We start from the raw sequence: 22,852 nt of genomic DNA, 5'->3' as shown, positions 1-22,852 counted from the left end.
TTCTTGTTTGTTTGCTGATTCTACAGTTTGAGGTTGATTGAATGATTGCCGTTAGTTTTCGCAGTGCCTTCTCCCGCGCAGCAATGACATCGCTGGTTCTGCTTCTTGGGGTTTTTGCAAAGCCCGCCATGGCTGACGATCCGTTACCCGTCAAAGTTGTTGTGCTCAGTATGTTCGAGAACGGCGAGCCAACAGGGGATAAGCCCGGAGAGCTGCAACTCTGGTTGGAGCGTAATCCCGGATTAAAGGAGATGCCCTTCACCTTAGGTGAGTATTCACTGTACTACGGCGAGAACGGTTTGCTGGTGGCGTGTCTTGGCGGGGGCATTCCCAACGCGACAGCCTCGACTATGGCTTTGGGCCTGGATGAGCGCTTTGATTTGAGCAAGGCTTACTGGCTCATTGCGGGTATCGCTGGCGGAGACCCTGAAGATCTGTCCCTGGGTTCCGCTGCGTGGGCAAACGCCGTGGTGGATGGTGACCTCGTCTACGAAATCGATGCGAGAGAGATTCCAGATGAGTGGCCCTACGGTTTTATTCCTTTGGGCGCATCAGAGCCTGCGGATGGTCCGCAGGATGTGTCTACGGGGTGGACTTTAGACACGATCAGCTTCTCTCTAAATGCCGGATTGAGCGAATGGGCGTATCAGCTCACTCGCAATACGCCGTTGTTAGACACGCCGGCCATGCAGGCCTTTCGAGCTGAGTTTATCAACTACCCGCTGGCGCAACGTCCCCCATTTGTGACGCGGGGCGATACCCTTTCTGCGAGCACATATTGGCATGGAGTCAAACTCAATGAGTGGGCCAATGATTGGTTGCGCGTATATGCAGGCGAGTCCGCCGAGTTCATGACGTCGAACATGGAAGATTCGGGCACCCTAACCGCGCTGCATCGCTTAGGGCGTGCTGATCGCGTCGACCCAAATCGAGTCTTGATTTTGCGCACCGCTAGTAACTACACCATGCCACCCCGGGGAAGGAGCGCAGCTTGGAGCACCACTGCGGATTATCCAGATGGCGGATTGGGCGCCTTGGAATCTGCTCAGCGTGTGGGGCAGCCAGTGGTTGATGCCTTGATTACAGGCTGGGATAACTACGAAAGTACTATGCCTCAGGCTCAGGCGCGTGTTCCCGTCGTTTTCGATACGGACATGGCGATCGATGACTGGGCCGCGTTGCTGTTTCTTGCCCGGCATCCTGGTATTGAACTTTTAGCGGTAACGGTATCAGCCAGTGGTGAAGCGCATTGCGAGCCGGGTACGCGCAATGCCTTGGCGCTGCTTGATTTAGTCAATCCTCATAACCAGATACCGGTTTCTTGTGGAGACGAGTATCCGCTGGATGGGTATTTTGTGTTCCCTGTTCAGTGGCAAAAAGATATGGATACTCTGTCGGGAGTTACCATCACACCGAGCTTGAGAGATCCCGATACGCGCCATGGTGTGGAGCTTTTACATGACGTTCTTGCCTCGGCTGAGACTCCGGTCACTATTCTTGCTACGGGCCCACTGACAAACATTGCCCAGTGGCTCGAGCGCTACCCGGGCGACCAAGAGAAGTCCGACCGGTTAGTGGTTATGGGGGGCTCTTTGGATGCCCCCGGCAATATCATTGTGCCGGGTTTTACTGACGACAATCCCAATACGCGAGCAGAGTGGAACATCTACGTGGATGCGTTGGCGGCCGATAAGGTATTGCGCTCCGATCTCCAAATCGAGCTTGTGGGCCTGGATGTCACCAATCACGTCAAAGTCACTACGGAGTTCGCCGCAAATTTCAAAACGCGCGTCGATAATCCCGCAGCAGCTTTTTGGGATGCGGTGCTTGATGCAAATGACTGGTTTATCGATTCTGGTGAGTACTACTTCTGGGACGTGTTGGCGGCACTTGCCGTTATTGATCGCGATCGCTTCTGCGAGGGCGAGATGCTGGGCTTGGCGGCAAGCTACGAAGAAACAGATGAGCCTTGGTGGCCCACCTCAGATAAAACAATGCCCGAGAATAACTGGGAGGGCACGCCACGACGGCATTTTGCGGCCGTAAGTGCTGGTGTGATTGAGCAAAGAGACGGCGATAAAAACACGCTCTTCTGTCGAGATACGGATGCCGAGGCCGCGTTCCGATTATTTGTGGACACTTTAACAGGGCCTTCAAGCACAGAGCCGGTAAGCGAGATGAATGGAGGTTCAAAAGGTGATTGAGCAGCAGTTCGGCCCCGTAACGCAGTGGCTTGCGGAAATGCCCAAGGCGGAGCTGCATCTGCATCTCGACGGTAGTTTGCGCGCGCCTCGATTGCTACAACTAGCGGCTAAGCACGGCGTCGACTTGCCTTATACCTCTGTAGAAGAGGTGGAGGCGGCTTACAATTTCAGTGATCTCCAAAGTTTTCTGGATTTGTACTATCTGGGAGCATCGGTACTGCGCGATGCCGAAGACTTCTATCTGTTAATGAAGGACTATCTTGACGTTTGCCGACAGCAGAAAATAGTACACTGTGAAATCATGGTGGAGCCCCAGACGTACCTCCCTCAGGGCGTAGATCTATCTGTTGTGTTAGCAGGATTTGATCGCGCAATTGTCGAGGCCCACGAGGGCTGGGGCCAATCGGTTCAGTTGATTCTCAGTTTCCTGAGGCATTTGCCCGAGGCGGATTGTATCGCCATGTTGGAGGCTGCGGATCTCTATCGGAAGCACTTCTGTGCTATCGGTTTAGCAAGTGCCGAAAAAGACTTCCCTCCCGCGAATTTCCAAACGCTCTATCGCGAAGCGAAAAATCGAGGTTACGAACTGACTGCGCACGCAGGAGAGGAGGGGCCGGCAAGTTTCATACGCGATGCCCTAGAACTCTTGTCGGTGAGTCGTATCGATCATGGCGTCCGTGCCGTCGAAGACGAGGGCTTGCTGGATCATCTTGCGGCCAATCGTGTGCCCTTAACGGTATGCCCTCTATCTAACGTGCGTCTTTGTGTTTATGACGAAATGTCGGAGCATCGAATTCTGGAGCTACTTGAGCGAGGCCTTTGCGTCACCGTGAACTCTGACGATCCCGCTTACTTCGGAGGCGACCTTTTAGAGAATTTTGCAGCCTTGGAGTCGGATTTGGGTATGACTCGGGAGCAAGCTCTGGTCCTCGTGCGCAACGGATTCGAGGCGGCGTATTTGCCCAGCGAAGCCAAAATGGCCCTCGACGAGCAACTCAAGGAATACCTTGCGCGCAACCCCTGAGTCCCGAAGTTTCAGAGCTATCGGTGTTGCAGGTCTACTGGTTTGCTGCACCGTACTGGGACTCGCTGGCACTGATCTTGTTCTTCCCGCAGTACCTGGCCTCCCAGAGTCTCTTGGCGGAACGATAGCGCAGGCGCAGTTCGTTCTCGCAACCTTCGCCGCAGGAACCGGTATCGGATTGTTGCTATTCGGTGAACTTGGGTCATTTGTTGATCACCGTAGAATGCTGGCGAGTTCATTGTTGGCCTACGGGCTGTTGTCGGCGGCGGCGGCGACAGCGACAAGCCTCGAGTTGCTTATAGCGCTGCGCTTTCTTCAGGGCGTTGCGGCGTCCTGCGCTGCCGTGGTGACTCCGGGCATGGTCAGGGCATTGTTTGACGAGCAGGGGGCTCTCAGAGCGCTGGGGGCATTGGGCAGCATAGAGTCGCTTGCGCCTGCTATAGCGCCCATCATTGGTGTGTGGTTGCTGAGCTCCTACGGGTGGTCTGCATCTTTTTGGGTGACCGCGGTGTTAGCCGTGCTTCTCAGTGTCTTGGTCTTACTTTCAAAACGCTATATTCCGGCGGTGCCTGGCAATCCTTCGCGGATGGGCTACTGGCTGCTGATACGAAATCCTGTGTTCCAGCGGTATGCGCTTAGTCAGGGTTTTAGTCTCGGATCCTTGTTGGCCTTTGTCTTCGCCATGCCCACGGTGTATGTGGTTGCCTTTGGGGGCGACATAAAGCAGTTCATCGTTATGCAACTCTTGGGTATTTCGACGTACATCGTTGCAGCAAACTTATCGAGTCGCCTAGTCCGCCGCTTTGGTGCCGAACGGACGATCTACGCGGGAAGTATTCTCGCCTTGTTAGGAAGCATCGCAATGTTGAGCTACGGCTTCCTTGGCGGGCGGGAGCCCTGGGTTATTTGGCTGTTATTTTTACCCTTTAACATGGGCTTTGGTTTTCGGGGCCCGCCGGGATTCTATTGCTCTTTGCAGGCCTCTGACGGAGACGACGCAAGAGCCTCCGCGCTAGTCATTCTTTACGTCATGCTCATAACCGCAGCTGCGACTGCGCTGATTTCACCCTTTGTCGCCAGTGGTTTGTGGCCTGCGGCGCTCGCCGCCAGCGTGTTAGGTGGTATGTCGTTACTCATTCTGCCGTTGCTGCCTTCTTTGCCCGAGAGCTAGGTCTCAAGGCGTAACTCTCAGGGCCGAGATAACAATCCCGCTACGGCGAGCTATTCAGACGCCAATCGTAGTCGATAAACTCGAGATCCATGTTGCCGCTGCTGAGTTCTGAGGCCTGTTGAGTAGTTAGCTTGAGAGAGCTGGAGTAGCGCGCGAGGAATTGCTCAAGGGTAGTGCTCCCGCGCCACTCCTTCTCAAAATCACCTCGGTACCACTTGAAGATGGACGACACTTCTAGTTCGTCACCACGTAAACGGTTACGACTGGGATCGGCCAGAAAGCTCTCGGTTTGTTCCTCGAGTTGTCGATCAATATCCGCGCCTCGATAAGCTTCCCGCCGGAGTGCAGGGCAACCGACGCTTGCGCAGTTCACAGCAAAGTGAATCCGGGGATCGTCAAACCGACCATCCTCTCTGATCATGCCGTGTTCGATATCATCGAGACTCACTGTGTCTCCCAAGAGAGGAATAAAAGCCTTTTTCCAGGGGGAGCGCAAAAGGCTGCCGAGATCACGAATGGATTCCACGCCGGGCCAGTTATTGAGAATGAGCTTTACCGTCCAGGCGTTGTAGGCGTTGATCAGGAACGCCAGCTGAGTGTTGGCGTCCTGGCTAAGGAGTGTCGCTTCACTAACGGAGGCGAGCTTCTCTAGGTAGCTATCCAGCTCGTCTTGACGAGTTTTGAAACAGTCGTAGTCCACGGCGGTGCTGTGACCATTGTCCACAGCACGCACACAAGCTTGGAGTAACGATGTCCAGCGATTGGATGCTCCAAGCGTTGACGCGGTCATAGACGTTTGCGCTGTGGTTGTCGCTGTAGAGGGTGATTGAGCCGCCGCTTGGAAGCTGCAAAATGCTAGAAACACCGTCGCAAATAGTAGCGCTTTCTTTCGAGACTCCCAGCAGAGCCTGAACTCCCGCGTTGGCTTAGCGGCGTGTTTTGTGTTTTTTGACATATAGGTCTGCACTTATCTTGTTTACTGACTGGGTCTGATCGTGTTTTACGGACTTGGTTCTATATTCGCGTAAAATAAATACGGTAGTTTTAAACATTCTTGGAGGGTTCTCAGGAATCCGCAACGCACGCTAGCGTGACATCGCCTTGACGCCATCGTTTAGACCTCATGATTCGGGGTTTAAGGGACCTGGAAGGAGTATTCGTGGAAGTACCTGTTATTGATTGTGACCCGGCGAAGCGTTCGGATTCAGAGGTTGCACGGGACATTGATGCTGCACTTCGTAGTGTGGGGTTTATGGCGGTGCGTAACTTAGGTGTGAGTCCCGCTCGTATTCGAGAACTTTTTGAAACTGCCCGGCAGTTTTTTGAGGGATCAGATGAGTTAAAGCAGCGCTGTGCTTATGCTGCTGCGAGCGAGAACTTTGGCTATCAAGGACTGGGACAAGAGAGTCTCGACCCGAGTCGCCCGGCTGATCTCAAAGAAACATTCACAATGCGCAACCTCCTCGCGGAACCAGTCGGAGCTGATCGTTGGCCGAGCCATGAATTTAGTGAATCTGTATCCATCTTTTTTCGAGAGGCCCTGGCGGCGGCGCAGCGACTTCAGCGTCTGCTGGCTCTGGCCCTTGAGATGCCATCGAATTACTTCGTTGATCTTCACAACGGGGAGAACATCACTTTGCGGCTGCTTCATTACCCCGCGGTACCTCCTTCGATGGTCAGTGCCGAGCAGATGGGCGCTGGGGCGCATACGGACTATGGCATGCTGACACTGCTGTTTCAGGATGCGGTTGGCGGGCTGCAAGTACAGTCCGAGAATGGTGAATGGCATGATGTGCCGCCGCGGCCTGACGCGATAGTCATAAACTCTGGTGATTTACTGGAGCGCTGGAGCAATGGTCGGTATCGCTCAACCTGGCATCGCGTGCTACCGCAGGAGCAGAGTGTCGAACGATACTCGGTCGCCTTGTTCGTAGATCCGGACAGCGACACTTTGGTGGAAGCTTTGGCCTCCTGCCTTGCCGACGGCGAGTCTGCGAGTTTTCCGCCCATCACGGCTGGTGAACACGTTCAGGCGAAGATAGAAGCTACACATCATGCCTGACGCTGGGAATGCTCCCGTGCGTGCACCGGGTTTGTTTTCGCATCCGGGACTTCTCATGGCCGGTGCAGCTGCCTTTGGTATGTCGACGCTGTTCAGTGCGCTGAAGCCAGTGTTGATGACGCGCCTCTTGGAAGAATCAAGCTGGGGGGCGGCCATGGCCGGCGTGGTCGTAGCGGCGCCTTTTATTGGAATTGCTTTGTCTTCACTGCTGTTTTTCTTTCGCCCGCCACGGGCGTCGCTAAGGCATCTTGCTCTCACGTTTGGTGGCTGTCTAGTAGTCATCGAGTTACTCAGCGCTCGCTTTTTTGAACAGCTTTTACTCTTGCTCAGCCTTCAGTTTGCCGCAGGGTTTTGCGTCGGTGCTCTGATGGCGGCTACGTCTCGTTTGGTGGCGGTAAGTGATGCTCCGGATCAGAGTTTTGGTTTTATTGATATGTCTGCTGTCGCGCTGATGTCAGTGATGGTGGCGGGGGCAGGTGCCGCCGTTGCTGCCGCAGGGGTCACAGGTGGATACGGCTTCGCGGCGGTTGTCGCCTTGATATACGCCCTTGTTATCGCTGCGTACCAAGAGAGTCCTGCATTGATGTCTCACCATGACCATCCGTTGGAGCCATTAGAACTTGGCCTGCGACCTGTCGCGGTGATTTCCATGGGTATGCTGTTCGTAACCTGCAGCGGTTTGGGTTTTGCCTTTATGTTTAGCATTGCCGCGCGTCTGGGTATGGGGTACGAGGACGCTGGCTCGCAAATCGGTTTGCTGCTGCTCTTGTCAGCTTTGGCTTGCCAACTCGGCGGCTGGTGTAGCGGGCGCTTTGGTCCTCGATTTCCATTGCTAGGAGCATTCGTGTCCTGTGCTGTCGGGTGGTGGATCGTGGTTCACGCGCAAAGCTCCACAGAATTTATTCTTGGTTTGATACCCGCGGTATTCGCTTTGCAGTTTAACTTTCCTATCTTACTTGCCCTGGCGGGCTCCCTTGATTCCGACGGTCGCTGGGCAGGCATCGCAGCCCCGTTGATTACCAGCGGCTTTGCCTGGGCTGCGATCGTAGCGGGGCAGGTGGTGGAGCTCAGAGGGCTGGAGGCCCTCGCCAGCGCAACGGCTTTTGGGATGCTGCTGTGTACCGCCTTGCTTTGGCCGGCGACATCCTCAAGGACCTAGGCGATTAACGTTCTGCGTGGGCTTTTTCTAGCTGCGCTGCGATCGCGGCCAGTTTGTGATCTTCCCACCGTTCCCCGACTAGCGATATCCCGAGTGGGAGGTGGGCAATTTTCCCCAATGGCAAGGTGATGTGAGGGTTCCCAGCCACGGCGGCTTGTCCTGCCATACCGGACCCAAAAAACGCGTCGCCATTGACCCAGTCGATCATCCACGCGGGGCCGACGGTGATACCCACTAAAGCGTCGAGTTGGTGCTCTGCGAAGAGTTGATCAAGGCCGTTTTCACGCATCGCTTTCTGGGTGGCTAAACGTTTTTCTTTGTACTCATCTTCCGTGTCCGGAAGATTCTGTGCTTTGAGAAATATGGACTGGTCAAAGCGCTTGAGCTCATCTTTTGCATGTTCTTCGTTGAAGGCGATAAGCGATGCCAGAGTCATTTCACTAAGCGCATTCGGTAGGGACGCGAGATAGGCGTTAAGGTCGCGGCGAAACTCGTAGAGCAAGACGTCATAGGAGTCCTGCCCATAGCCTTCGTAGGGATCGATATCCAGCTCGGGAATCAACGTCACTCCCTGATCGCGGAGGACCTTCAGTACTGTTTCAAGTTCCGCGTCACGGCGGGGATCAAAGTTCTGGGTGCGCGCAAAAACGCCTATACGCAGGCCCGACAGATCAGACACCGCATTCAAGGACATCAGCCCCTCACGAATCGTTGCACTGTTCTCATGTGTTTCGTCGCTGATTATCGCGAGGGTGCGAGAAGCCAACGCGACGCTATTGGCTATGGGTCCCGCAGTATCTTGGGTGCTTGCAATGGGCACGATACCCTCACCGGAGACAAGGCCGTGGGTGGGTTTAAAGCCAACTACGCCATTTATTGCGGCTGGACAGACGACGGAGCCTGAAGTTTCGGTTCCGATGGCGACGTCGACGTAGCCAAGAGCCACCGCCACTGCTGAGCCTGAGCTGGAGCCGCAGGGCGTTCTTGCCGGGTCGTGGGCGTTTCGTGTCTGACCGCCAACTCCACTCCAGCCCGAGCTGGAAAACTCCGAACGAAAATTCGCCCATTCGCTCAAGTTGGCTTTTCCGAGGATGACAGCGCCTGCTCGTCTCAATTTGGCGACTAAGGGCGCGTCCCGCTCGGTTTCGTTTTGCGCAAGGGCGAGGGAGCCTGCGGTGGTCGGCTGACTCCTTGATTCAATATTATCTTTGAGCAGAACGGGTTCGCCATGCATGGGGCCCGGCGCTTTGCGCTGAAGGTCCAGCATACGCGCCACGGCTGTGGCTTCGGGGTCGATAGCGATCACCGCGCGATACTGCTCATCGCGTTTTTCAATATCCGCAATCGCTGCCGCAATGCGGGTTTGCACCGGGCCATCGTCTGGGGCGCCCATGACGCTATGGCCCGACATAAGCAGGGTAAGTCCGCTGGCGATTAGGCCGCGTCGGAAAGCAGTTTGAATTGAGTTCATGATTCGGGGCGAGTCCTCGGGGCCGCTGGGCGTTCAAAGTTTGTTGGTGGTCACTGTAAACCGCTCTAGTGAGCATGTTCAAATCGGTAAAGGGATAAATACTGATGTTGCGGTGTGCACGACCTTTGTCACTCGACGGTCGCCTGCGTCCCCAGCAATACGGGACATCATGTCCTGAAGTGCAATGAGCTTACCGAATATTCGTTCGAAGCTAAGGTTGTCCGTTCTGCCGCGATACTCACTCGATATCAAAAAAGGTTCACCGTTTGGCTTGCGATTGTTCTTGAGTCGCCAGAGCAAGATCTCGATATTCCGCGCACTCGTACTCAGGGCCTGCGAATCCAGAGAATCAAACATAAAGGACTCACTATTGTATCCATAGGCATGGCGTAACATGCCGCCCAAGCCCACAGTCAACGCAAACACTCGGTCGCCCGTGAAACTTTCCTGAAACACCAGTTCGAGAGCGGCTATTTCCTGAGCGTAAGAGAGCTCTTCGAAGGATAGGGGGCCAGGGGTATCTGACAGCTGACGCAGCCGATCTTCGACATTCGCTAGGGATCCCCGAAGCAGTTGATCAGGATTACGGGCGTAAAATTTCCCCATGAGCTCTCTGACAAGAAGCCGCGTTTCACCAATAAACTCATCAGTGACGAGGTCAATGTCGGATTTTGCGAGATTTTTGACTTCATAACCTCCGCAGCCTTCGAGCATTGACACCAAGAGAAGGGCGGTAAAAAAGCGCCGACTCAGGGATGTCATATCAGTGTTCAGGGCGTTTGGCGAATCTGTGTTGCCATTTGCTCCAATGCCTGAAATGCCGCGACCGGGTTATCGCGCTTCAACTGCAATAGGCCCATCTCTGGGCCACTTCCCACAGCAATCTCGGGTTCACCCGATTCAAATCCCGCGATTATTACGTCGGCGCAGTCATCCACGCTCATCCCGCCCGCAATGTTGTCGTCCGTAGTGCCCGTAGGTTTGCCGTCGCCTCTCAGCGCGTTTTTGGATACGTTGGTTTGAATGAATCCGGGGGTGATCGTCGTTACCTGCAGGCCGTCCGCTGCGATTTCGGTGCGCAAGGCATCAAAGAACCCCATCACCGCATGTTTTGCCGCGCAGTAGCCGGTGCGTAAGGGGGCGCCGACTTTGCCCGCCACGCTGGCTGTGACCGAGATGTGTCCCTCTCCGCGGGCAACCATCGCTGGCAGTACAGCTTGGGTCAGGGCAATCTGTCCGAGGACATTAACATCCATCATTTGCCGATAGACATCGAAGTCGGTGTCCACGCAAAAAGAGCGTTGAGATACTCCTGCATTGTTAATCAGCAAATCAATCTTCCCGAAGTGCGCAAGAACCTGTTGCGCAGCCGGCTCCATAGAGCTGTAGTTTGAGACGTCTAGTGGCAAGACCACGACGTCACCCGCGCCGCCGTTGCGGCAAAGAGTGGCGACTCTTTGCAACTCGGCTTCATTGCGCGCTGAGAGCACAAGGTGACTGCCGCGTGTTGCCATCCGAACAGCGAGGGCTTCACCAATGCCAGATGAGGCACCGGTGATCCATACAACCTTGTCACTAAATTGAATCCCTGGGTACATGGGTTTACTCCGAAAAATGCTGAGTGTGATGATACGAAAACTTGCGTTCAAGGATAACGCGAAACACCAACCTCGAGCATCTTGATAGTCGCTTTGGCGTGGACCTGCTTAAAAACAAGAGTTACCGTAGGGCGGCGCCGTGATGTTTTACCAGCATCACTTTAACAATAATCCTCATGAAACGAGTTTTGACTATGCCAGCACCGAATACCATCAAAGATTGTATGCGCCGCAACCCTTTGACGATCAACTGCAACTCCAATCTTGTGCAGGCCGTGGAGACACTGGTCGAATACAAGCTGACGGGAGTTACCGTAGTTGATGATGACGGTAACCCTGTGGGAGTCCTGTCGGAACTGGATTGTATCCAATCGGTGTTGAACGCCATTTACAACGACGGAGATCCTGAGCATGCGCTGGTACAGGATGCCATGACCAGTAGTATTGTGAGTTGTACTCCTGGCGATTCCATTGTCGAGGTCGCAGCCGATATGCTTGCCACGCGCCAGCGTCGCCGCCCGGTTATTGAGAATGGCCGTCTGGTTGGGCAGGTGAGTTCAAGCAACGTGCTTTGGGCGTTGATGGAAAACTCGCGTCGGCGAGTGAATTCCAAAGGCGTGTAAGAAAAAAACGAAATTAGTGGGAATAAACCCGTCGTAGTCATCGTTACCTTAGCAGTGGTGGAGTGAAACACCCCATTCGAGGTGGTGCCGACGGGTATATTGGGAGCGATAGCGATTCAACATAGGATCGCATTGTGGCCCGCGGCACCAGCCTCAACCCCTTATTTTTTTATTCGCTTTCTCAAACCTTTCCTCTACTTCTTTCTTCATGTTCCTGTGTTTTACTTCCTTTTAACGCAGCTGTTTTGGTGTGTAATACACTTGTGCTCAATGTTTTGTTGCCGAATGTTGCCGCGCAATCGTCATGAGTTTGCTGAGCTAGGTAGACGCAACTACCGATGACAGTTGGGTCGTTTAAAAAGCACCCGACGCGAGAGGATCACCCTGAGAGGTTTCAAAAAATTAACGTTATTGTTTTGCACCTGGTCAGACAGATCAGGCTTTGGGCTTTCGCAGCGAAGGAGTGTGCGGTGGGCGGGGTAGGACTATGCCCGTACGTAGCCTTTTAGTTCTGCCAGTTACCTTCGATCATGGCGGCTTCAGCTTCGCGACCAAGGGCGATATCGCCGGCATGTTGGCTGATAAAGCTCGCCACGGGAGCTGAATCAGCAGCTCCGGCAGGGCGATAGGCATCAGCAGACTCAAGATAGGACTCGAGACCAGCCGCCTGAGTGACCCAGCGATCATCTTCACGGCAGGCTACAGCCCGCCAGTCGGAGGCTCCACCTCGGAGTAAATACTCACGGCACCAACGCCCGTCTTCATGAGGAAAGCTCAAAACAGGTTGAATTTCGCGACCGTCCTCTAAAGAGGCCCAGCCGTCGCCGGAGGGAACGTTATCGAGCGCTGCAGTGACGAAACCGTCATTTCCGGGAAGGCCGCTTTGCGAACCCTGGTTGCCTGTGTTCACGATCATGCTCAGTGCGATGGCGCCAACAAAAGACGCGGCCGCAGCGTACATCCAAGCGGGACGTGTGCTTGTGGTTGCGGCACTTGAGCGTCCGGGAAAGCTCAAGACAGTAGCGCTACCCATGAGACCATCGCTACCGTCAGTGGAGGTTTCATTGCTGAGCAGGTCGGCGACAGCATCTGGAACGTCATCTCGTTCGCCGAAGGCGTCTCGTAGCCGCTGATTGAGTTCCTGCATGCGCACCAGCCCCGCCTGCAACGCGACCTCCGAGTGCAGCCTGCTCTCAAGCGCTCGGGACAGCGATGGCTCAAGCTCGCTATCAAGGTACTGTGATAGCAGTTCTATATCCTGCTCGCTCAATGCCTCGCTCATGCCTATGTCCTTCATGCTATGTTTTCACCCATGTTGTCGTTCGTCGCACTACTACTCTTTTAGTCTCTTCGTTGTTAATCCAGAGCCGGCAGTAGTTGCTTCCTCGCTCGAGCAATTCGACTCATGATGGTGCCGATAGGCACATCCAGAATCTCTGCTGCTTCCGCGTAACTCTTACCCTCAACCGCCACAAGCGTCAGGGCCATTCTTTGTTCTTCAGGTAACTTGGCCATAGCCTCGTTCACCGCCGCAAGGCTTCGCTCCCCTGCGGATTGTGTTTCTGCAGACGGAGAGAGCTCTCTTGCCTCACCTGTCTGTGCCACGGTATTCGCGTGGCGTGTTCTAACCTCCCGTGACCGTAACTCGTCGATCCAGAGGTTTTTACATACCCGATACGCCCAGCGTGCCGTATGCGCATCGTCAGGAATGCCGCGTTCCAAAAGGCGCTCAACGGTGCATTGAAGTAAGTCATCCGCGTCCGCGTCACTGCCTGTCAATGACAGGCAGAACCTTTTGAGGCCTTTCAGCTCCGCCATGAGTTCCTGGCGTTGCCGCTTGCCTAGTTGTCGATCACTGAGCGACGTCATTCATTCCCTGCTAGAATCTAAGACGCTTACGAGTGCGCTTTATTCCCACTTTTTTACAATGGACTAAAAGGCGCGTTAGATCGTCAGTATAAGGAAGCGGGAGTCCGGCATACAGAGATGCAATGCCAATAAGAGATCTTCCACCCAAAATTTTGGTAACGCCATGAATTTATTGACTATTTTTTCTTCATCGACGCCGCTTAAGCAGTTTGAGAGAGGCTTGTCGCCCAGCGAACCGCGCAATCTTGCCCTGATTCCGTCCCTGATCGGCGGTCGTCGAGCAGGAATTCTTTTCGGTTGTGCCGCCGCCGGTATTTTGTCGTTTCCGCTCACCGTATCGGCACAGCTGCCTGTAGGGGGCTTTTTAGGGCCTGATCCAACGGAGCAAGAGGTAGAGGAACGCATCGAGCAGCAGCTGGAGAAGCGTGTCGAAGAGAATGTCGAAGACTCTGTTGAAATAGCAACTGAACTGAATATTCAGGAGAACATCGAAGACAATATTGAAGAAACCATCGAGCAAACCGTAGACGCAACTATCGAAGGCACTATCGACGACACCGTGGCGCAGACCGTGGAAGAGCGAGTAGAGGAGTCAGTTGAGTCTTCGGTAGAAATAGGCGTAGCGGAGGCCGTAGAGAGCTCCGTAGAAGACGGTGTTGAGGGCAGTGTCGAAGAGGCCGTCGCTGCGAGCGTAGAGGACAGCGTCGAAGAGGCAGTAGAGAACGAACTGGTTGCCAGCGTCGAAAGCAATGTTGAAAGCAGCGTTGAGGCCGATGTTGAGGCTTCTGTCGAAGAAAGCCTGGAAGCCTCCGTGGAGTCCACGGTAGAGGCGTCTGTTGAAGAAGCGGTGGCTGAGTCAGTAGAGGCGACAGTTGAAGAGACAGTCGCAGACGCGGTCGCCGGAGAAGTTGAAGACAGCGTCGAGGAATCTCTCGAGACTCAGCTTGAGTCATCGGTAGAGGACGACATTGAGCAGAGGGTTGTTCTCGCCATTGAGGGTCGCCTCGAAACAGAAATAGACGAAATTCTGGATGATTTGGAAAGCGACCTAGAGGTCGATGAAGCCCGCATATTGAAAGAACAGTGGCTGGTCATGGCAGAACCCGTAGTGTTCGAGGAACTGACTTCGCGGGGCTACCTTTTTGACACCGTAACCGAGCTACCGGGACTGGGCCTTAGGCTTGCCGAGGTCGCGGCGCCATCAACCTTTGACATAACTCAGGTTCGTGATGGCGTTCTGGACGTCGTGGGCAAGGACCGAGCAGAAGTGGATCTGAACCACATCTACACCGCAGGAGTGCCAGAAATGGTCGCGGGCAGCGGCGTTATGCCTCGAGCGGCTATGGCGTTTCCAGCGGACCTGGATGAGCTCGATCTTCGCGTGGGAATGATCGACAGCCGGGTAGATACAGAGCACCCGGCACTCGCGCAGTCCAGCATTACTACCAGATCTTTTGCGAGGCCTGGGGCGGAAGCACCGGAATTCCATGGAACGGCAATCGCATCCATCATCGCGGCTAATTCTCCCGAGTATCGCGGTCTGGCACCTAATGCAGAAGTGTATGCGGCTTCGGTTTTTGAGCTTGACGGAAAGCGCGGAGAGATCGCGAGCACGGTCAGTCTCATACGCGCGTTGGATTGGCTGATTTCATCCGGAGTCGACGTGGTCAATATCAGTCTTGCAGGTCCTCCGAATCGTTTGTTGGAGAGAGCCCTTGATCGGGCATCTAGCCAAGATATGGTGGTCATGGCTGCGGCGGGCAACGGTGGGCCGGTTGCTCGTCCTATGTACCCGGCTGCCTACGACAGCGTCGTAGCGGTGACCGCGGTCGATTCTGCGCAACAGGTTTTCCGTCTTGCTAATCGAGGAGATTATCTGGCGCTTGCAGCGCCCGGTGTTGATCTACGCCACGCGCAGCCGGGTGGAGGCTATGCCGCGTCTTCAGGAACGTCCTTCGCCGTGCCTTTTGCGGTGACTGCCGCGGCACGTTTGAGCCGATTGAGCCCCGAGTCCGACATCATTACTATGCTGCTGGAAAGCGCTATGGATCTTGGTCCCCCTGGACGGGATACCATCTATGGCTATGGTTTACTGACTCTCGGTAGCCTCTGATCGCAGATTGTTTGCGAATAGCCCTACCAACTGTACTGCAGGCGCGTTCCGAGAATTGTTTGCGTAAAATCGGCGCGGGGTAAGTTGGAAACGTAGTCGCCATAGCTTAAGTACCACTGCCAGTTAAGCCGCTTGGTCAGTGGAACCTCCAAATCCAGCTTCACTCTCGTTCGATCGTCATTCCGAGGTTCGCCAATCGTTGGTTCATCCGAGCTGTAGTCTCGCACTTCGTAGCGTAGTGCTGCCTCCACCTTGATCTTTCGCTCTCCCGCGTCAAAGCGCCGGATGTAGCGTAGTTTTAGCGAGTGAGCGTCGAAGTCAAGTTCGTCGGCGACGGCGTCCTCATCCCTATAGCGATAACCCACGTTGAAGTAACTACGTAAGCCACGATGGAAGTAATAAAAATCGATTTCACCCGTCTGTGTTTCAGCATCCCGTTGAGAGCGATTGTCTATGGAACGCTCGGAGTAGACGTAAGCACCGCGAGCAAACCAACGCTGCGAAAAAAAGCCCGAGAGAGAAGGGGAGATGCGTGTGTATTTTAAGAATGCATCGCCGTCCAGCCGTGAATCAATGTAGTAAGCGGAAAGTGAGGCATTACTGCTACCCAGATCGGTGTTGATATCTGCGCCAAGAATGTGTGTTAGTCGATCAACCGCTGAAAACTCTTGATAACTGCTCTTACTGACATCGTAATTCAGCGAGGCCTCAGTTTTCTCACTGAACTCGTGCTTAACACCGAGTTCCAAATCAAGGATCGCCGCGTAATCGCTCTGTCCGCTGGATAAATCGACCTCATCCACAGAGACGTTGGTGTCGTACTCGCCCCCCAAACCAAATTCTGCGCTCCAGCGGGTTTTACTCACGGTGGATTCCGAGTCTTGAGCTACAGAGACGCACGATAAGCACGCGCACGCAACGGCGATCGGTAAGCTGGTGAGTCGGTTTCTCCGTGGGAACAACACGTAAAGGCTCAGGGGCAAAGTTGGGGTCGCAGACTAATCAAAGGGCAGCTGCGGCTCAAGACTGCCAATGCTTTGCTGTCTGTGTTTGCGATCCAGTGATAAACTCCGCGGCCTTTCACCTTTACCACGATTAAGGAGTCTTTGTGAGCGACGACCAAACACAACAACATGATGATTGCATGCAGCGTTTCATTGATCTTGCCAATACTATGAAGGATGAGGGCGTTCCTGTGAACGTTGTATCCTGGTCTCTTATGACTGCGTCCGCGATCTACGCAACGTATTCCGTTACGGGCAATAGCGGCGGATTGAACCCCTCGGGTGTCGATAAAGTTGTAGATGCTTACAAGCAAAATTTGACCAACATACAAGCTTTAAAGAAAGCGGAAGACGATCGAAAGAGGGCAGAGAGCTAACGCGATTTCACGCCTCTTCGAGCTGAATTCCGTCGTCATCTTTGCTTGCGCTGCCATTGAGTCGCTCTAGCTGGCGGCGGAAGTGGTGAGGTGATAGCAACCCACGAAGTTGTGTCACGGTTACTGGCTGGCTGAACAGGAACCCCTGAATAACCTCCACATCCTGCGCGAGGAAGAATTCAAGTTCTTCCATGCGCTCCACGCCTTCGACGACTATCTCAAGGCCAAGGCTCTTCGCCATGGCGATAATGGCTCTCACAAGCTCTGCATTTTGTTTCCCCTTTGCGAGTCCAAGGACAAAGCTGCGATCGATTTTCAACTCATCCAGCGGGAAACGAGTGAGGTAGCTCAAGGACGAATAGCCCGTACCAAAGTCATCTATTGATAGCCTGATCCCCAGATTCTTTAGGCTCTGCACCATGGATACAACGCTTTCCTGATTACTGACCATGATGCCCTCAGTCAGTTCTATCTCGAGAGAATCAGGGGGTAATCCAGAGTCTGCGAGGGCAGATCGCACCGTATCAACAAACTCGTCGTGGAACTGCAGCGCCGAGACGTTCACGGATACTTTGGGAATACTATGCCCGCTGGCTCGCAACTCTACTAAGTCCGCGCAGGCCCTGCGTAAAACCCACTCGCCGACGTCTTCAATGAGTCCCAGTTCTTCTGCTATGGGGATCCACTTAAAGGGCGGGATGAGCCCTTGGTCGGGGTGATTCCAGCGTACCAGAGACTCTGCACCACTCACCTCACCGCTGCGGGCGTTTACCTGAGGTTGGTAATGGAGCAGCAGTTGGTCTAGCTCTACGGCGCGACGTAAATCATTCTCCAGCTGGAGTCGTTCGCGATTCGCACTCTCCATCGAATCATCGTAGACGACGACACGACTCCTTCCGCGTTTTTTGGCGTTCACCATAGCGGTGTCTGCTGCGCGCAGGAGCGTTTCCACATCCGAAGCATGATCCGGGGCGATAGCAATGCCTATACTGGATGTAACGATGATTTCCTGTCGGTCGATGACAAAGGGTTCGGCGATGGCGCTGGCGAGGCGGCCCGCGACTCGCTTGGCCATATCGATACTTTCTATGTGGTTGAGCACCACCGTGAATTCGTCGCCTCCGAGGCGAGATAGATCCATCACTGAGTGGTCGTCATCCGAACGGCGATGAAGTACGTCACTGTCTCTCACACCCGCTGCCAGCCGCTCGGATACCTCGCGCAGCAGCTGATCGCCCGCGGCAGAGCCCAGTGAGTCATTAATGCGTTTGAAGTTGTCAATATTGACATGGAGGAGGCCGACATTTTGGCTGCCCCGTTGAGCAAGGCGCAGCAGTAAGGTTAACTGCTCGGTAAACAGTTTTCTGTTGGGAAGTGATGTGAGGTTGTCGAAGTAAGCGGCGTGGCGCAGCTTGCTGCGGGTTTCCGTCACTTTCTGCTCAGCGGAATCCAGCTCCTCTTTCCGGCGGCTGAGCTGCTCCGTCCGCTCATCGACTTTCATACTGAGCATTTTGCGGTCCGCATCCATTTGTCGCGTGTAGGTATGCAGTCCCGTGATGATTCCGTTAAGAACCTCAGAAATATCCCGAATCTCGCCACTACCCCGAATAGACAGCGGTTCACTTTGCTTTCCCGCGGCGATGTCGTCGGCGACCCGCGCGAGCATCCCCAGGGGAGCCGTGATGCGGCGAGTGATGATGCGCGTGAGTAACCAAAAGACAAACAACACCGCAAGGCCGATACCGGCGGACAGAGCCACGGTCGGCAGTGTGAGACTCCACAGGACCGTGTTACTGACTTCGACGCCGATATAGCCAATAACGTAAACGCTACTTACCAGCTCTGGGTAGGCCAGTGCGGCAGCAAAGTCCTCGCGGCCGAGGTTTTTCTTGGTGGGGTCAACCACTGAAATAATCGGCAAAGTGAGGGACGTTGTCTTTTCCCCGAGAGTCAGTTTACTCAGAAGTTCCAAATCAGCGGGCACGGGGCCGCCGGCAAGTGTGACCTTACCCCGTGCCATCGGAGATAGATCTTTACGTAGATCGATGAACCTTGGCAGAGTGCTGCCGCTGGCCCAAGGGAGACTCTGTTCCCCAATAACCTCCCCCTGTCCGTCGTAAAGCACCGTGCGTTTTACCGCCAGCGACAGATTGAGGAACTCATCAAGTGTTCGTTGGACGTCTGCAGGTTCTCGGTAGTAAGCGGTTAGCTGCAGATGAGGCTGACTCCCCACTAGACTGGATACAGAGAGAATCAACGCGTCTCGCTGATAGCTGTAGTCTCGTTGCCCTACAAAAAGTGTCAGGGACAGACCCGCGAGCACAGCGAGCAGCGCGATGAGGGCATTGATCTTCGCGGCGATACTCACGACAGGCGTACAGCGTTTTGTCGGCTGTTTAGTTGGCTATGGCAGTGCATAGTGAACCCCAAGTTCCGGGACAGTTTATCGGGGTTGTCGACACTAACGGTTGCGGCGATTGATCCAACGACCGAGTCGACATTGATTAGCTTCCTCATCGCCTAGCGGTCCCTGCGCCCATGACAATGTATAGGGTGAAGCTATCACGCATCGAAAGTCGAGGCTAGAGCGTTTATTCCTATGAATCAGGGTTTTCTGAGTCGGCCGATACACGTGTACCGGTTAGAGTTTACCGCCCTACGCTCGTGTATTGCAGCCCAGCACGCTCCATCAGACCGCGCTCGTATACGTTGCGAAGATCGATGAATACGTCACCGCGCATGGCTTTGCTAAGCTCATTGAGGTTGAGTCCGCGGTATTGATTCCATTCGGTCATTAGCACCACCGCGTCAGCGTCTTTCACGGCCGCTTCAATATTCTCGGCGTACTCCACATCATCTGGAAGCAGGGGACGCGCTTCTTCCATGCCCTCCGGATCATGGGCGCAAATAGTCGCGCCACGATCAATGAGTGCTGGCAGGATGGCCAGTGCCGGGGCGTCGCGCATATCATCGGTTTCGGGCTTAAATGTAAGCCCGAGCACTGCAATACGTTTGTCCGCCTCAGACCCGCCAAGTGCTTCGCGAATCTTCGACACCATCCGCGCTTTTTGCGAGGCGTTCACTTCTACAACCGCTTCGACGATGCGGCTGCCCACGCCATACTCCTGAGCCATACGGTTCAGTGCAAGAGTATCCTTTGGAAAGCATGAGCCGCCGTAACCGGGGCCGGCATGCAGAAACTTGTTACCAATACGTTTGTCCATGCCCATGCCTTTGGCGACGGCGTTCACATCAGCTCCGGTTTTTTCGCAGAGCTGGCTCATTTCATTAATAAAGCTGATTTTGGTGGCAAGGAAGGCATTTGCCGCGTACTTGATGAGTTCGGCGCTTTCCAGTCCGGTAATCAGCAGGGGAGCTTCGATTAGATTCAAGGGACGGTAGAGCTCTCGAAGCCGGTTTTCAGCGCGCTCTGACTCTACACCTAGAACAACTCGGTCGGGACGCATAAAGTCGCTGATAGCTGACCCTTCGCGGAGAAACTCCGGATTCGAGGCAACATCAAAGTCGGCGTCGGGGTTCGTTTTGCGTATGACTCGTGCTACTTCTCTCGCGGTACCCACCGGGACCGTAGATTTATCGACAATGACCGTGTAGTCCTGCAGATTGACCGCGATCTCTTCTGCAGCAGCATAGACATATTTGAGGTCCGCGTGGCCGTCACCGCGTCGAGTAGGAGTCCCGACGGCAATGAATATGAGATCAGCCTTGGCAACACTACCCGCCACATCGGTGGTAAAGGACAGTCGGCCCGCCTCGGCATTCTTACGCACCAGTTCATCAAGTCCTGGTTCATAGATTGGAATTTTACCTTGCTGAAGGGCCGTTATCCGGTCTTCCTGTTTATCGACGCAGGTTACGCTTGCACCAAACTCCGCAAAGCAGGCGCCGGATACAAGGCCTACATAGCCCGCTCCAATCATCACAACATTCATTGACTAACCGATCCTTGTATCTGAAAAGGGTAAAACGTCAGGTTATCCGACCTCAGGCAGGCTGTCTGTAGTAGTCGCGGTACCAGTCCACAAAATTTTGAATTCCCTGCTGGATATTTGTCCCTGGTCGATAACCGACATAATCGGCGAGCGCCTCGATATCTGCGTATGTGGCAGGAACATCTCCTGCCTGAAGGGGTAAAAACTCTTTTTGTGCCTCTTGTCCCAATGCTAATTCGATGGCGGATATAAAATCCATCAGAGGTACGGGCTGATTATTACCAATGTTAAACAGGCGGTAGGGAGCCGAACTGCTGCCAGGATCTGGCAATGCTGAGTCCCACTGAGGGTTAGATTCCGCGGGCTTTCCCAGCAGGCGCGTGATGCCTTCAACGATGTCGTCGATGTAGGTGAAGTCTCTGCGCATTTGTCCCTGGTTAAAGACCTTTATGGGTTCTCCCGAAAGAATCGCTTTGGTGAATAAGAATAGCGCCATGTCAGGGCGCCCCCAGGGACCGTAGACGGTAAAAAAGCGCAGGCCTGTAGTACGCAAACCATAGAGATGAGAATAGGTGTGGGCCATGAGCTCATTAGACTTCTTTGTCGCTGCGTATAGCGAGACAGGGTGGTCTACATTGTCATGAACCGAGAAAGGCATTCGTGTGTTCATCCCGTACACAGAACTGCTGGATGCGTAAATGAGATGCGATGTATTTGCGTGTCGACAGCATTCGAGGATATTCATAAAACCGTCGATATTGCTGCTTATATAGGCGCGGGGATTTTCCAAAGAGTAGCGAACACCGGCCTGGGCAGCCAGATTGATAACAGCATCGAGGTGATGGTCTTCAAAGAGCGTTTCCATCTCCTGGCGGTTCTCCAGATCGAGGTGTGCGAAGGTAAATCCCTCCCGGGCTTGAAGCTGTGCCAATCGATCCTGTTTTAGCTGTACCGAGTAATAGTCGTTGAGGTTGTCCAGACCGACAATTTCGTGACCCTCATTGAGCAAACGGTGACTTAAATGAAAACCAATAAAACCGGCCGCGCCGGTAACTAGAACGCGCATCTATAAATACTCCTGTGATTAACGACGCATGGTAGCAAACACCAGCTTGTGACTCAGTACCTGTTCAGCTGCTTCTGCGACTGGTAGCGTAAGGATTTGGCCAACAGGAATATTGGAATGGCTGGTTCCAAACACGTACTACTCACTGGCGGTGCCGGTTATATAGGGTCTCACAGCTGCGTGGCTTTCAGCACCGCCGGCTACCGGGTAAGTCTCCTCGATAACTTCTGTAATAGCTCCAGCGTTGTTCTCGAGCGTCTGGAGAAAATTCTCGGCTATCGACCGGAGCTTCATGAGGCGGATATCCGTGACGAGTCCGCAACGCAGCGCGTGTTAGAACAGACACGTCCGGACGCGGTGGTGCATTTTGCGGGGCTTAAGGCGGTGGGAGAGTCCGTAGAGATGCCACTGCATTACTACGACAATAACGTCACGGGAACCTTGTCGCTGTTAGCGGCGATGAAGGCGGCCTCTGTGTCTAAGTTGGTGTTTAGCTCATCGGCGACGGTCTATGGAGATCCGGCTTCTGTGCCTATCACCGAGGAATTCCCGCGTAGCGCGACAAACCCCTATGGCCGCAGCAAGCTCATTGTTGAAGATATTCTGATGGACTTGGCGGTGTCGGATCCCACGTGGAAAATAGCGCTCCTGCGTTACTTTAATCCTGTCGGCGCCCATGAAAGTGGTTTGATCGGTGAGGATCCCTCAGGGAAGCCTAACAATCTCATGCCTTTTGTTGCGCAGGTAGCGGTGGGGCGTCGAGAGAAACTCAGTGTCTTTGGTGGTGACTACGACACTCGCGACGGTACCGGCGTTAGGGACTATATACATGTTGTTGATTTGGCGGAGGGGCACGTCAGTGCCCTTGAAGCACTGGCGAGTCGCCCATCGGGCGATCCGCTGATCGTCAACCTAGGCACTGGCACAGGCTATAGCGTTCTAGAGTTGGTAAGCGCTTTTGAAGCTGCAAGCGGTCGTAAAGTGCCCTATGAGATTGTCGATCGCCGGACTGGCGACGTTGCCCAGTGCTATGCCGATCCTGGCTACGCTAAAGCGCAACTTGGCTGGGAAGCGCGTTTTGGCGTCCAGCGTATGTGCGAAGACGCTTGGCGTTGGCAGTCGCAAAACCCCAATGGCTTCAACGAATAATCACTTCGT

19 protein-coding genes are annotated in these 22,852 nt (G+C 54.2%); 9 read left to right on the top strand and 10 right to left on the bottom strand.

The annotated features are described in order from the left end of the window. Positions 1–41: 41 nt before the first annotated feature. Genes R0137_RS13755 through R0137_RS13745 form a run of 3 tightly spaced genes read left to right on the top strand, consistent with a single transcriptional unit; the run spans position 42 to position 4,399 of the window. Positions 42–2,204 (top strand): nucleoside hydrolase, encoded by a 2,163-nt coding sequence (locus R0137_RS13755; protein WP_407326977.1) that lies wholly within the window; start codon positions 42–44, stop codon positions 2,202–2,204. Beyond that, positions 2,182–3,228, top strand: a complete 1,047-nt coding sequence (locus R0137_RS13750) for an adenosine deaminase (protein ID WP_407326976.1) — start codon at positions 2,182–2,184, stop codon at positions 3,226–3,228. The genes R0137_RS13755 and R0137_RS13750 overlap by 23 nt, the downstream gene beginning before the upstream one ends. Further along, positions 3,212–4,399, top strand: coding sequence for an MFS transporter (locus R0137_RS13745; protein ID WP_407326975.1), 1,188 nt, complete (start codon positions 3,212–3,214; stop codon positions 4,397–4,399). Before R0137_RS13750 ends, R0137_RS13745 begins: the two co-directional genes overlap by 17 nt. A gap of 40 nt (positions 4,400–4,439) precedes the next feature. Here the strand turns inward: R0137_RS13745 and R0137_RS13740 are convergent, their stop codons facing one another. Then, on the bottom strand, positions 4,440–5,354 hold the full coding sequence (locus R0137_RS13740) for a DUF547 domain-containing protein (RefSeq protein WP_407326974.1): 915 nt from the start codon (positions 5,352–5,354) through the stop codon (positions 4,440–4,442). Between the two features lie 204 nt (positions 5,355–5,558). Between R0137_RS13740 and R0137_RS13735 the strand changes: the two genes are divergently transcribed. Together R0137_RS13735 and R0137_RS13730 are read left to right on the top strand one after the other, a co-directional pair. Further along, positions 5,559–6,461, top strand: coding sequence for an isopenicillin N synthase family dioxygenase (locus R0137_RS13735; protein WP_407326973.1), 903 nt, complete (start codon positions 5,559–5,561; stop codon positions 6,459–6,461). Continuing rightward, on the top strand, positions 6,454–7,620 hold the full coding sequence (locus tag R0137_RS13730) for a hypothetical protein (protein WP_407326972.1): 1,167 nt from the start codon (positions 6,454–6,456) through the stop codon (positions 7,618–7,620). Before R0137_RS13735 ends, R0137_RS13730 begins: the two co-directional genes overlap by 8 nt. Positions 7,621–7,624: 4 nt before the next feature. Here R0137_RS13730 and R0137_RS13725 read toward each other — a convergent pair whose 3' ends face one another. From R0137_RS13725 to R0137_RS13715, 3 genes are all read right to left on the bottom strand, one after another. Further along, positions 7,625–9,091: an amidase family protein gene (locus tag R0137_RS13725; RefSeq protein ID WP_407326971.1), complete on the bottom strand. Its 1,467-nt coding sequence runs from the start codon at positions 9,089–9,091 to the stop codon at positions 7,625–7,627. A 78-nt stretch (positions 9,092–9,169) separates the two neighbouring features. Next, positions 9,170–9,853, bottom strand: a complete 684-nt coding sequence (locus R0137_RS13720; protein WP_407326970.1) for a hypothetical protein — start codon at positions 9,851–9,853, stop codon at positions 9,170–9,172. Positions 9,854–9,861: 8 nt separating this feature from the next. After that, positions 9,862–10,689, bottom strand: coding sequence for an SDR family oxidoreductase (locus R0137_RS13715; protein ID WP_407326969.1), 828 nt, complete (start codon positions 10,687–10,689; stop codon positions 9,862–9,864). A gap of 194 nt (positions 10,690–10,883) precedes the next feature. Between R0137_RS13715 and R0137_RS13710 the strand changes: the two genes are divergently transcribed. Further along, positions 10,884–11,312 (top strand): CBS domain-containing protein, encoded by a 429-nt coding sequence (locus tag R0137_RS13710; protein ID WP_407326968.1) that lies wholly within the window; start codon positions 10,884–10,886, stop codon positions 11,310–11,312. 505 nt (positions 11,313–11,817) lie between these two features. On the opposite strand, the gene R0137_RS13705 is transcribed toward R0137_RS13710, so the two are convergent. Continuing rightward, positions 11,818–12,594, bottom strand: coding sequence for an anti-sigma factor family protein (locus R0137_RS13705; RefSeq protein WP_407326967.1), 777 nt, complete (start codon positions 12,592–12,594; stop codon positions 11,818–11,820). 74 nt (positions 12,595–12,668) lie between these two features. Continuing rightward, on the bottom strand, positions 12,669–13,181 hold the full coding sequence (locus R0137_RS13700; protein ID WP_008296116.1) for an RNA polymerase sigma factor: 513 nt from the start codon (positions 13,179–13,181) through the stop codon (positions 12,669–12,671). 163 nt (positions 13,182–13,344) lie between these two features. Between R0137_RS13700 and R0137_RS13695 the strand changes: the two genes are divergently transcribed. After that, positions 13,345–15,294, top strand: coding sequence for a S8 family serine peptidase (locus R0137_RS13695; RefSeq protein ID WP_407326966.1), 1,950 nt, complete (start codon positions 13,345–13,347; stop codon positions 15,292–15,294). Between the two features lie 23 nt (positions 15,295–15,317). On the opposite strand, the gene R0137_RS13690 is transcribed toward R0137_RS13695, so the two are convergent. After that, positions 15,318–16,160: a surface lipoprotein assembly modifier gene (locus tag R0137_RS13690; RefSeq protein ID WP_407326965.1), complete on the bottom strand. Its 843-nt coding sequence runs from the start codon at positions 16,158–16,160 to the stop codon at positions 15,318–15,320. A gap of 242 nt (positions 16,161–16,402) precedes the next feature. Between R0137_RS13690 and R0137_RS13685 the strand changes: the two genes are divergently transcribed. Then, a complete protein-coding gene (locus R0137_RS13685) occupies positions 16,403–16,675 on the top strand; it encodes a DUF3144 domain-containing protein (protein WP_407326964.1) in 273 nt (90 codons plus the stop codon). A gap of 7 nt (positions 16,676–16,682) precedes the next feature. On the opposite strand, the gene R0137_RS13680 is transcribed toward R0137_RS13685, so the two are convergent. From R0137_RS13680 to R0137_RS13670, 3 genes are all read right to left on the bottom strand, one after another. Next, on the bottom strand, positions 16,683–19,043 hold the full coding sequence (locus R0137_RS13680; RefSeq protein WP_407326963.1) for a putative bifunctional diguanylate cyclase/phosphodiesterase: 2,361 nt from the start codon (positions 19,041–19,043) through the stop codon (positions 16,683–16,685). 280 nt (positions 19,044–19,323) lie between these two features. Next, positions 19,324–20,628, bottom strand: a complete 1,305-nt coding sequence (locus tag R0137_RS13675) for a UDP-glucose dehydrogenase family protein (protein WP_407326962.1) — start codon at positions 20,626–20,628, stop codon at positions 19,324–19,326. Positions 20,629–20,680: 52 nt separating this feature from the next. Next, positions 20,681–21,694, bottom strand: coding sequence for an NAD-dependent epimerase (locus tag R0137_RS13670; protein ID WP_407326961.1), 1,014 nt, complete (start codon positions 21,692–21,694; stop codon positions 20,681–20,683). 117 nt (positions 21,695–21,811) lie between these two features. Here R0137_RS13670 and galE point away from each other — a divergent pair, with 117 nt between their 5' ends. Then, a complete protein-coding gene (gene galE / locus R0137_RS13665; RefSeq protein WP_407326960.1) occupies positions 21,812–22,843 on the top strand; it encodes a UDP-glucose 4-epimerase GalE in 1,032 nt (343 codons plus the stop codon). Positions 22,844–22,852: the final 9 nt, after the last annotated feature.

This window comes from Congregibacter brevis, assembly GCF_045689245.1.
GTDB lineage: Bacteria > Pseudomonadota > Gammaproteobacteria > Pseudomonadales > Halieaceae > Congregibacter > Congregibacter brevis.
The sequence above is the reverse complement of the archived record's forward strand: the minus strand, read 5'-3'. Positions and strand labels throughout refer to the sequence as shown.

Bases quoted from the DNA above. Each gene is read 5' to 3' on its own strand.
- R0137_RS13700 (WP_008296116.1), bottom strand. From the start codon at position 13,181: ATGACGTCGCTCAGTGATCGACAACTAGGCAAGCGGCAACGCCAGGAA.
- R0137_RS13720 (WP_407326970.1), bottom strand. From the start codon at position 9,853: ATGACATCCCTGAGTCGGCGCTTTTTTACCGCCCTTCTCTTGGTGTCA.
- R0137_RS13715 (WP_407326969.1), bottom strand. From the start codon at position 10,689: ATGTACCCAGGGATTCAATTTAGTGACAAGGTTGTATGGATCACCGGT.
- galE (WP_407326960.1), top strand. From the start codon at position 21,812: ATGGCTGGTTCCAAACACGTACTACTCACTGGCGGTGCCGGTTATATA.
- R0137_RS13670 (WP_407326961.1), bottom strand. From the start codon at position 21,694: ATGCGCGTTCTAGTTACCGGCGCGGCCGGTTTTATTGGTTTTCATTTA.
- R0137_RS13705 (WP_407326967.1), bottom strand. From the start codon at position 12,594: ATGAGCGAGGCATTGAGCGAGCAGGATATAGAACTGCTATCACAGTAC.
- R0137_RS13725 (WP_407326971.1), bottom strand. From the start codon at position 9,091: ATGAACTCAATTCAAACTGCTTTCCGACGCGGCCTAATCGCCAGCGGA.
- R0137_RS13750 (WP_407326976.1), top strand. From the start codon at position 2,182: ATGGAGGTTCAAAAGGTGATTGAGCAGCAGTTCGGCCCCGTAACGCAG.
- R0137_RS13730 (WP_407326972.1), top strand. From the start codon at position 6,454: ATGCCTGACGCTGGGAATGCTCCCGTGCGTGCACCGGGTTTGTTTTCG.
- R0137_RS13695 (WP_407326966.1), top strand. From the start codon at position 13,345: ATGAATTTATTGACTATTTTTTCTTCATCGACGCCGCTTAAGCAGTTT.
- R0137_RS13740 (WP_407326974.1), bottom strand. From the start codon at position 5,354: ATGTCAAAAAACACAAAACACGCCGCTAAGCCAACGCGGGAGTTCAGG.
- R0137_RS13675 (WP_407326962.1), bottom strand. From the start codon at position 20,628: ATGAATGTTGTGATGATTGGAGCGGGCTATGTAGGCCTTGTATCCGGC.
- R0137_RS13710 (WP_407326968.1), top strand. From the start codon at position 10,884: ATGCCAGCACCGAATACCATCAAAGATTGTATGCGCCGCAACCCTTTG.
- R0137_RS13755 (WP_407326977.1), top strand. From the start codon at position 42: ATGATTGCCGTTAGTTTTCGCAGTGCCTTCTCCCGCGCAGCAATGACA.